Origin of the sequence: Curtobacterium sp. 179-B 9B NHS, assembly GCF_045370965.1 — a bacterium.
Taxonomy (GTDB): domain Bacteria; phylum Actinomycetota; class Actinomycetes; order Actinomycetales; family Microbacteriaceae; genus Curtobacterium.
The window spans coordinates 1-1,669 of sequence record NZ_JBIQDQ010000038.1 but is presented as its reverse complement, the minus strand read 5'-3'; the positions used below and the strand labels follow the sequence as shown (position 1 = coordinate 1,669).

Annotated in this window: 4 protein-coding genes; all 4 read left to right on the top strand. The window is 71.1% G+C overall.

The annotated features are described in order from the left end of the window. The first annotated feature begins 86 nt into the window (after positions 1 to 86). Genes ACH0A8_RS16390 through ACH0A8_RS16375 form a run of 4 tightly spaced genes read left to right on the top strand, consistent with a single transcriptional unit; the run spans position 87 to position 1,652 of the window. Positions 87 to 551: an Asp23/Gls24 family envelope stress response protein gene (locus ACH0A8_RS16390; RefSeq protein WP_066656064.1), complete on the top strand. Its 465-nt coding sequence runs from the start codon at positions 87 to 89 to the stop codon at positions 549 to 551. Further along, a complete protein-coding gene (locus ACH0A8_RS16385) occupies positions 544 to 735 on the top strand; it encodes a DUF2273 domain-containing protein (RefSeq protein WP_066656066.1) in 192 nt (63 codons plus the stop codon). The genes ACH0A8_RS16390 and ACH0A8_RS16385 overlap by 8 nt, the downstream gene beginning before the upstream one ends. Then, positions 732 to 1,064, top strand: a complete 333-nt coding sequence (locus tag ACH0A8_RS16380) for a hypothetical protein (protein WP_209685806.1) — start codon at positions 732 to 734, stop codon at positions 1,062 to 1,064. Before ACH0A8_RS16385 ends, ACH0A8_RS16380 begins: the two co-directional genes overlap by 4 nt. 12 nt (positions 1,065 to 1,076) lie before the next feature. Next, positions 1,077 to 1,652, top strand: a complete 576-nt coding sequence (locus ACH0A8_RS16375; RefSeq protein ID WP_066653411.1) for a DUF6286 domain-containing protein — start codon at positions 1,077 to 1,079, stop codon at positions 1,650 to 1,652. The last annotated feature ends 17 nt before the right edge of the window (positions 1,653 to 1,669 follow it).

Here is a 1,669-nt window from a genome sequence, read left to right as displayed (position 1 = left end):
GTGACGAATCTCGGTGTCAGCCCGTCTCATCCGTGAACAGCAACCGCTGGGAACGAGTCCCGGCGGGTCCTCGAAGGGAGACACCAATGGCTGACACCACCACCACCTCGACCACTCCGGCGACCGCTTCGGCGGCGTCGCGCTCGGCCGTCCAGAACGGTTCGGGTACTGCGGGCAAGACCACGATCGACGACACCGTCGTGTCGAAGGTCGCCGGCATCGCCGCTCGTGAGGTCAACGGGGTGCACTCGCTGGGCGGCGGCGCTGCCCGTGCGATCGGCGCGATCCGTGACGCGATCGGGCAGCGTGACCACGGTCAGGGCGTCAAGGTCGAGGTCGGCGAGAAGCAGGTCGCCGCGGACGTCGTGATCGTCGCGGAGTACCCGGTGTCGCTGCAGCAGGTCGCTGACGGTGTCCGTTCGTCGGTCGCCCGTGCGCTGGAGCAGATCGTGGGCATGGAGGTCGCCGAGGTGAACGTCACCGTCCAGGACGTCTTCATCCCGGGTGATGACGACGACAACGACGACAAGAAGGAGTCCCGCGTTGAGTAACACACTCGTCGGCGCGCTGATCGGCGCCATCCTCGCCGTCGTGGCACTGCAGTTCGGGTTCTGGGGCTTCGTCCTGGTGATCGTGTTCGGTCTGGTCGGTGCCCTCGTGGCCGCGATCACGACCGGGAAGATCGACCGCGGCGCCCTGACCGACGTGCTGACCGGACGCCGGAGCTCCCGGTGAGCGCCGGCCCGGGGAGCCTCCCGGCGAGCGCGGTCCCGGGCCGGGTCGAGATCACCGCCCGGGCGCTGACGGCGCTGGCCCGGGCCGTCGCAGCGGAGCGTCTGGGCGCTCCCGCGAAGCGGCTCCGGGTCGGGTTGGACGACCACGACGGCGCGCTCGCGCTGGAGGTCACCGGCCCGATCGCCGCCGGCGGGGACGTCGTCTCCGCGGCGTCGTCGGCTGCTGACACGATCCGCTCCCGCGTCGGGGAACTCTCCGGCCGGCGGGTGGGTCGGACCCACATCGAACTGACCGGGATCGTGCGTGCGCACGAGGGCCGGGTCCGGTAGGAGACAGAGCACATGAGCACCGAACAGCTCGAGAAGCGGCTGCGTCGTCGCAGCATCCACCGGTCCCGGTCCACCGCGGTCGCGATCACCCTGGTCGTCGTCGCACTTGTCGCGGCGTGGATCGGCACCGAAGCGGTCCTGAAGGCCATCGGGCAGCAGCCGCTGCTGGCGGACCCGCAGACCGTGGTCGACACCGCCCTCACGCCCGACGCCGCGTTCACCACCATCATCGAGGTCATCGCCGCCGCCCTGGTGATCCTCGGTATCGTCCTGGTCGTGCTGGCCCTCAAGCCCGGCCGGCAGCCCCGGTCCGGGATCGACCGTGACCGCGGTGCGGTCGTGATCGACACCCGCATCCTGGCCTCCACCGCCGCGAACGCCGCCGCCCACGCAGCAGGCGTCCCGGAAGCCAACACGACCGCGTCCGCGCGTGGGCACCGCACCCAGGTGCACGTGGTGCCCCTGTCCGGCATCCCCGTCGATGCCAGCGCCGTCGAGCACGCCGTCGGGGACCGGCTCGGTCGCCTCGGCGGCAAGCACGGCTCGTCGGTGCAGGTCACCGTGGAACAGAAGGGAACCCTGGCATGACCACCACCAACCGCGGC